5 protein-coding genes are annotated in these 7,905 nt (G+C 68.0%); 1 reads left to right on the top strand and 4 read right to left on the bottom strand.

The features are described from left to right. Positions 1 to 15 precede the first annotated feature (15 nt). Entirely contained in the window at positions 16 to 840 is an 825-nt protein-coding gene (locus WS70_RS19815) for an IclR family transcriptional regulator (RefSeq protein ID WP_059598161.1), read from the bottom strand. A 564-nt stretch (positions 841 to 1,404) separates the two neighbouring features. On the opposite strand from WS70_RS19815, the gene WS70_RS19820 reads away from it, so the two are divergent. Further along, a complete protein-coding gene (locus WS70_RS19820; RefSeq protein ID WP_059469816.1) occupies positions 1,405 to 2,253 on the top strand; it encodes an ureidoglycolate lyase in 849 nt (282 codons plus the stop codon). Positions 2,254 to 2,416: 163 nt separating this feature from the next. Here WS70_RS19820 and WS70_RS19825 read toward each other — a convergent pair whose 3' ends face one another. The 3 genes from WS70_RS19825 to WS70_RS19835 form a co-directional block, all read right to left on the bottom strand. Beyond that, on the bottom strand, positions 2,417 to 3,724 hold the full coding sequence (locus WS70_RS19825) for an O-acetylhomoserine aminocarboxypropyltransferase/cysteine synthase family protein (RefSeq protein ID WP_059469817.1): 1,308 nt from the start codon (positions 3,722 to 3,724) through the stop codon (positions 2,417 to 2,419). 231 nt (positions 3,725 to 3,955) lie between these two features. Continuing rightward, positions 3,956 to 4,348, bottom strand: coding sequence for a VOC family protein (locus tag WS70_RS19830; protein ID WP_059469818.1), 393 nt, complete (start codon positions 4,346 to 4,348; stop codon positions 3,956 to 3,958). 593 nt (positions 4,349 to 4,941) lie between these two features. Further along, complete coding sequence (locus WS70_RS19835; RefSeq protein WP_059469819.1) at positions 4,942 to 7,905, bottom strand: salicylate synthase; 2,964 nt, start codon at positions 7,903 to 7,905, stop codon at positions 4,942 to 4,944.

The following is a 7,905-nucleotide window of genomic DNA, read 5'->3' on the forward strand; positions in this document are numbered from 1 at the left end:
TTCGTCAGATCGATGTCAGGCGGATGTCTCCTTGAACATCGACAGATGCTTCGCGGTGTCGCGCAGCTGCGTGGCGACTTCGTCGATCGGCGGCGCGACGTATGCGTCGATCCGGCGCATGTGCGGACACGTGAGCGCGGCGATCGCGTGGCCGGCCGGCCCGAGAACCGGATAGGCGATGTCCGTGACGCCGAACGCCTGGCGGCTCTCCTGCTTGAGCCAGCCCGTCGCGCGGATCTCGCGCAACTGCGCGTCGAACCCGTGCATGTCGAGCGCGCTCTCGCCTTCGGCCTTCGTATGCTCGGCGAGCATCTGCGTGCGCAGCTCGGGCGTCTGGAACGCGAGCATCACGGGGCCCGACGCGGTGTCGACGAGCCCGACGCGCGAGCCGAGCCGCACCGAGATTCCCCATGCGCCGGGTCCGTCGACCTGCGCGATCACGAGCAGGTTGCCGCGATCGAAGACGGACAGATGGCACGACTGCTCGGCCGCCTCGGCGAAGCGCTGCATCGGCGGCAGCGCCTCGGCGATCAGTCGCTTGAGCGGCGGATGGCGATGCGCGAGCGCGTAGAGCTTCAGGCTGAGCGTGTAGCGGTCGCCGGCCGGCGAGCGGATCACGTAGCGGCGCGCGACGAGCCGTTCGAGCATCCGGTAGATCTCGCTCGCGTTGCGGCCGAGCTCCTTCGTGATCTCGGTGCGCGTCAGGCCTTCCTTCTGCTCGGCGAGCAGCTCGAGAATGTCGAGCCCCTTGTCGAGCGCGGGCGCGCGATAGCGCTCGATCTCTTCGCAATCCTGCGGCTCGTCGACGTCGTCGGCCGGCCGGTCTTTCGTGGGTTTCATCGGTGGGTTGATCTTGTGGGACGCGACGCGTCGATTGCCGGTGCTGCGCATGCTTCGCGGCGGCGCGGCGTGTGTCGATGGACCGTTGATTCGTAAATCAATTAAGCAACTGCTCCAACAGCAATGATAATCAACAAATGCAAAACCAATGCTAGATTTGTATGCATTTGTTGAATAAAAAACGCCGCCGGAGCATCGATGCGGTCAAAGTGTGCGTTGGAACGGCGCGCCGGCCGCGTACCGGCAGTCGGCGCGGAATGTGGAGTCGAAGCCGAGCTGACGTCAGACGCGCACGCGCACGCGCGTCGCGCCTGTCGGCCGCCGGCACGGGCGGCAGACGCAGGCGGCGACTCGCCCGTGGCCACGAACGCCGCCGGCTGCCGTCGCCACCGCCGAGCATGCGCGTCGCCAGTGTCTGCTCCAATAGTCGTTATCCGCGATGCAGCGTTTCTTATCGCGCCGCGGATGGTACAAATTCCGCAACGGGCCCACGCGACGCCGCTGCGCCGCCTGAATTGAGCTCGCTGGGTTTTCGTCCGTCCTGAACTGAAGAGGTCGCTTGCCATGAAACTGCTTCGATACGGCCCCGTGGGCCAGGAAAAGCCCGGTCTGCTCGACGCCGACGGCCGCATCCGCGATCTGTCGGCACTGATCGGCGACGTCGCGGGCGATGTGCTGTCCGATGCGAGTCTCGCGCGGCTCGCGGGCGTCGATCCCGCGTCGCTGCCGCTCGTCGCGGGCGAGCCGCGAATCGGCGCGTGCGTCGGCCGGATCGGCAAGTTCGTCTGCATCGGTCTGAACTACGCGGACCACGCGGCGGAAGCGGGCCTTGCGGTGCCGGCCGAGCCCGTCGTGTTCGGCAAGTGGACGAGCGCGGTGAGCGGCCCGCACGACGGCATCGAGATTCCGCGCGGGTCGGTGAAGACCGATTGGGAAGTCGAGCTCGGTGTCGTGATCGGCCGCGCGTGCAAGAACGTCGACGAAGCCGACGCGCTGTCGTACGTCGCCGGCTATTGCGTCGTCAACGACGTGTCCGAGCGCGAATGGCAGATCGAGCGCGGCGGCCAGTGGGACAAGGGCAAGGGCTTCGACACGTTCGGGCCGCTCGGTCCTTGGCTCGTCACGCGCGACGAAGTTGCCGATCCGCAGGCGCTCGATCTGTGGCTCGACGTGGACGGCCGGCGTTATCAGAACGGCAACACGCGCACGATGGTGTTCACGGTCGCGCAGTTGATCGCGTATCTGTCGCGCTGCATGAGCCTGCAGCCCGGCGACGTGATCTCGACCGGCACGCCGCCCGGCGTCGGGATGGGCGCGAAGCCGTCGCCCGTCTATCTGAAGCCGGGGCAGACGGTGCGCTGCGGGGTCGCGGGTCTCGGCGAGCAGCGGCAGACGACGCGCGCGGCGGAGTGACGCCGCCGCGCGTCGGTGCGCGGCAGCCGATGTGCCGGCAGCGGTTCGCGTTGCACGGCCTCGTCCGCTGCTTCGCGTGACGGACGGCGTGTGTGCGACGAGGCGTCGATCGTCGCCGTTGCGCGCGTTGTGTCGCGTCGTGATCGAACGCGCGGACGTTCGATCACGATGTCGTTCGCACCTTCGCCAGCGCCTGATCGAGATCGGCGAGCAGATCGTCGATGTGCTCGATGCCGATCGACAGCCGCACCGTCTCTTCCTTCACGCCCGCCTTCGCGAGCTCTTCCGGCGATAGCTGACGATGCGTCGTCGAAGCGGGATGCGTCGCGAGCGACTTCGCGTCGCCGATGTTGACGAGCCGCGTGAAGAGCTTCAGCGCATCCTGGAACGCGGCGCCGCCCGCGCGCCCGCCCTTCACGCCGAACGTGAGGATGCCCGGCGCGCGGCCCGACAGATAGCGGTCGACGAGCGCGTGATCCGGATGATTCGGCAATCCGGAATAATCGACCCATTCGACCTTCTCGTGCCCCGCGAGATGCTGCGCGATCCTCAGCGCGTTCTCGCTGATGCGGTCGATGCGCAGCGCGAGCGTCTCGATGCCTTGCAGGATCTGGAACGCGTTGAACGGCGAGAGCGCCGCGCCGGTGTTGCGCAGCGGGACGACGCGTGCGCGGCCGATATACGCGGCGTCGCCGAACGCTTCGGTGTAGACGACGCCGTGATAGCTGACGTCCGGTTCGTTCAGCCGCTTGAAACGGTCGGCGTGCTTCGCCCACGGGAACGTGCCCGAATCGACGATCGCGCCGCCGAGGCTCGTGCCGTGTCCGCCGAGATACTTCGTCAGCGAATGGACGACGATGTCCGCGCCGTGCTCGAACGGACGCAGCAGATACGGCGTCGGCACCGTGTTGTCGACGATGAGCGGCAGGCCATGGCGATGCGCGACGTCGGCGAGCGCGGCGATGTCGGTGATGTTGCCGAGCGGATTGCCGACCGACTCCGCGAAGATCGCTTTCGTGCGCGAATCGATCAGCGCTTCGAATGCCGCCGGGTTGCGCGGATCGGCGAAGCGCGTCGTGATCCCGTACTGCGGCAGCGTATGCGCGAAGAGGTTGTAGGTGCCGCCGTACAGCGTGCTCGACGAGACGATGTTGTCGCCCGCCTCGGCGATCGTCAGGATCGAATAGGTGACGGCCGCCTGGCCCGATGCGAGCGCCAGCGCGCCGACGCCGCCTTCGAGCGCCGCGACGCGCTGTTCGAGCACGTCGTTGGTCGGATTCATGATCCGCGAATAGATGTTGCCCTGGACCTTCAGGTCGAACAGGTCGGCGCCGTGCTGCGTGTCGTCGAACGCGAACGCGACCGTCTGATAGATCGGCACCGCGGCGGCGCGCGTCGTCGGATCGGGGCGATAGCCGCCGTGCACGGCGATGGTCTCGAGGCGCCAGTCGGCGGATGCGGGTTCGGTCATGACGAGTCTCCGATCGGTCTGCTTTTGTGAAGGTGTCGGCCGATTATAGGAGCCGCGGCCGCGCGCTTTTAGCTTGTTTGGTGCCAAGCTTATTCGCGGACAGGACAAAATGCCGGGGCGGTGTGCGCAGGCGTGCGGACGACGGGCGACGAGCCGGGCGCGGACGTATCGTGCGTGCGCTTTCGTCGCTCGTTTGCTTCGCGTGCTCGTTTGCCGGCTCGTGCGCGAGCGTTAGCCGTCGGCGTCCGCCATGAAATTCAATTCGACGCCGTTTCCCGCCGGATCGTCGAAGAACAATTGATGCTGACGCGTCAGCGGCACGTCGGCGCTCGTGTATCGGATGTCGAATTGCTGCAGACGGGCAATCGTTCCCGGCAGATCGCTGCAGGAGAACGCGACGTGGTCGAACGTGTTCGTGACATTCGGCGCACGCGATTCACCGGGCCCGGCTTCCGACAGATGCAGCACCGCTCGCGCGCCGGCATACAGCCAATAGCCGTGGCTCCGGAACGGCGGGCGATCGCCGAGCCGCAAGCCGACCGCGTTCACGTAGAAATCGCGCAGCGTGTCGAGGAGCGGACGAGGCGCGCGGAGGTTGTAGTGATCGAGGCCGGTGACGGGCATGGCGGGCGGTCGGGGAGGGAACCGGAGCGGTCATTCTAGCGCGTGTCGAAGGCGATGTGATGGGGCGCGTCGAATGGCCGGCGCGGTGTTTCGACGGTTGATTCGCCGCATGCAACAGAGACGAGGCCAATTGCTCGGGACGTGCGAACAGGGCTGCGGATTCGCCAGGCGACGGGCGTCCGTCCGCCGCCCGCCGCGATGTTCGGATCGTTCGCCGCTGTCGCCGTGTGAAGCGCCGGTTGCGGAACGATATCGAGCTTCGTCGAGGGGGCGCAGGCGCATCGTTGCGACGCGCGATTCGTCCCGAGGGCGGCGGACGGCCGCAGCGCCCGCGTCCGGGCGGGCGATTGTCGGAACAGCTTCGACGGCAGACGTTGCTTGCTCCCGAAGGCCGGCGTCGCGATGTCGATGCGTGCGAAGCCGCTTGCGCAAGTTTCCGGCGCTGCGCGACTGCCGCGCTCGCCCGCCGCGTCATCGACTGGTTCCGACCAATCGCACGGCCAGGTATCGTGTCGCGCGGTGCGGCTTCATGGACGCTTCCGCCACGTCACGTCACGCCGTGGTCACGCCGCCCCGCCCCGCGGCTTCCGCGCCTAGCCGCCCGCCCGCCCCTGCAAATGACGCGCGACCGAAGCGAGCTTTTCGCAAGTCTCCGTCCATTCGCGATCGGGCGTCGACAGCGGAACGAGCCCCGCACCGGCCTGTAGCCAGCAGCGTTCGCCGTCGCGATACACGGAGCGCAGCACGAGCGCGGCATCCATCGCGCCTTCGCTGTCGACGACGAATACGCAGCCGCTGTACAAGCCGCGCAAGCGCTGCTCGTGGCGTCGAATGCTGTCGAGCGCCTCGCGCTTCGGAATGCCCGAAGCGGTGACGGCGGGGAACAACTTTTCGAACGCATGCCATGCGTGGCGGCCCGCCGCGAGCCGCCCGCGCACGCGCGATGCGAGATGCTGGACGGTGCCGCGCCGATAGACGCTCATGAATTCGCTGACGCCGAGCGTATCTGCGTCGCAGACCGACGACATTTCGTCCATCGCCAATTGCACCGACACCGCGTGTTCGGCGATTTCCTTCGCATCCCGCAGCAGTTCGCGCCGCAGACGCGCGTCTTCGGCGTCGTCGCCCGTCAATGCGCGCGTGCCGGCGAGCGGTTGCGTGCTGACGAAGCCGTCGGCGCTCACTTCGACCACCGTTTCGGGGCTGAAGCCATATGCTTCGAAATCGCCGTCGCGGAGCAGGAACGAGCGGGCCGGCGTGTTCGTCCGCCGGCCCGCGACGTAGCTCGACACCGTGTCGAGCGACGCCGGAACCTCGACCGCGCGCGACAGAATCACTTTCTGATACGCGTCGGCCTGCATTTCGCGCACCGCGGACGCGACCTGCTCCTTGTACGCGCGCGCGTCGCGTTCGCCGTCGATTGTTTCGAGACGCGCGCCGGGCTCGGTCTGCTGCGCGGCGTCCTGTGCGTCGACCAATTCGACGAGTGTCGCGAGCGCGCCGGGGTCCAGGCTGCGGATCAGCGCGCGGCCGCTCGATACGCGAATCTCGCTTTGCGGAATCGCGAGCCGCAGCAACGGCTCGTCGCCGCGCGCGCCGTCGATGCCGTACGTCAGATGAGAAAACTCGAAATGGGCGCGCCCGTATGCGCGCCAAGCGTCGATCTTCACGTCCGCGAGCGCGTGTGCGATCGCGTCGCACGGCCGCGCGTCGCGCCAGCATGCGCCGTCGCTGCGGCGCACTGTTCCGTCCGGCTCGACGATCACGCTCAGCGCCGAATCGATGCCGATGCTCCATTCGCCGCCGCGCTCGTAGAGCATGCAGTGCCGGCTCGGCAGTGCGCGCATGATGCGCGACGCCAGATCCAGCGGGTCGCTTCGCACGCTCAGATGGCGTTCGACGTAGCGTCGCGCCGGGGCGGCGTCGCGCGCCTTGGCGATCGCGATCAATCGTTGCTTGTCGATCTTGCCGACCGACGTCAACGGCCAATGCGCGGCGATTTCGATCTGATCAGGCAGCTTGAATTCGCTGAGCCCGCGTGCGCGCAGCGCCTGCTTGAGCGTCGCTGCATCGAGCGCGTCGCGTCGCGGCCGCACGAATGCGCAGATGCGTTCGCCGAGCAGCGTGTCGGGAACCGCGACGACGGCCGAGTCCTGTACATCCGGCAACGCGTCGATCAGCAGCTCGATTTCCGCGGCGGAGATTTTTTCGCCGCCGCGATTGATCTGCTCTTTGATGCGCCCTTCGACGATCAGATTGCCGGCCGCGTCGCGGCGCACGAGATCGCCCGTGCGGTAGTAGCCGTCACCCGTGAAGCTGCGCGCGTTGTGCTCCGGCGCGCGGTAGTAGCCTCGAATCGTGTACGGCCCGCGAGTCAGCAGCTCGCCGACGTCGCCAGCGGCGACGTCGCGGCCGTGCGCGTCGACGATGCGGACTTCGTCGCGCGGCGACAGCGGCCGCCCCTGTGTATGCGCGATCGTGTCGGGCGGATCGTCGAGCCGCGTGTAGCACAGCAGTCCTTCAGCCATCCCGAATACCTGCTGCAGACGGCAGCCGAGCACGTCGGGCAGGCGGCGCGCGAGCGCCGGGTCCAGCCGCGCGCCGCCGACCTGGACGAGCCGCAGGCTCGACAGATCGCTGCGTTCCCATTCGCGCGCTTGCACCCAGAGCTGCGCGAGCGGCGGCACGAGCGCGACTTGCGTGACCCGCTCGCGCGCGATCAGCGGCATCGCTTCGTCGCAGCTCGCCGTGTCGGACAACACGACCGTGCCGCCGCTCGCGAGCGTGCCGAGTATGCCGGGGCATGCGAGCGTGAAGTTGTGCGCGGCGGGCAGCACCGCCAGATAGACGCTCGTATCGTCGAGTCCGCAGAGCGCGGCCGACGCGCTGAAGTTATACGCGTAGTCCGCGTGCGTGCGCGGAATCAGCTTCGGCGTGCCGGTCGTGCCGCCCGACAGGAGCAGCAGCGCGACGTCGTTCGGCGCGGGCGGCGTCAGTGCGCGCGGCGGCGCGTCGAGCGACGCGAGCGGCACGACGCGCTCGTCGGCATCGTCATCATCGTCGCGACGGCCGGGCTCGCCGTCGACGACGAGCCGGCGCAGCGACGGATGCGCGTCGAGCATGTCGGCGGCGAGCGATCGGGCGTCGAAGCCGTCCATTCCGTCCGCGATGAAATAAGCGGCGGGCTCGGCGATGCGGCAGAGTGCGTCGATGTCATGCGAGCGTTGGGCCGGCATCGCGAGTACGGGCACCACGCCGAGACGGAACAGCGCGAAGCAGACGGTGACGAACGCGATGCCGTTCGGCAACTGCACCATCGCACGGTCGCCGGGGCGCAGGCCCAGCTCGTGCAGTGCGGCCGCGAGCCGGTCGACCCGGCGATCGAGCGCGACGAACGGTACGCGTTCGCCGCCGGCGACGAGCGCGGTGCGCGTCGCATGGTCGGCCGCCCAGCGGCGCAAATGCTCGCCGAGCGGCAGCGCGGCGGACGAGATGTCGGGTTCGGCGGCCACGGCGTCGGCCGTTTCGTTCGGATTCGGATGAAGAAGAGTTTCCAT

This window comes from Burkholderia mayonis (genome assembly GCF_001523745.2).
GTDB classification, from domain to species: domain Bacteria; phylum Pseudomonadota; class Gammaproteobacteria; order Burkholderiales; family Burkholderiaceae; genus Burkholderia; species Burkholderia mayonis.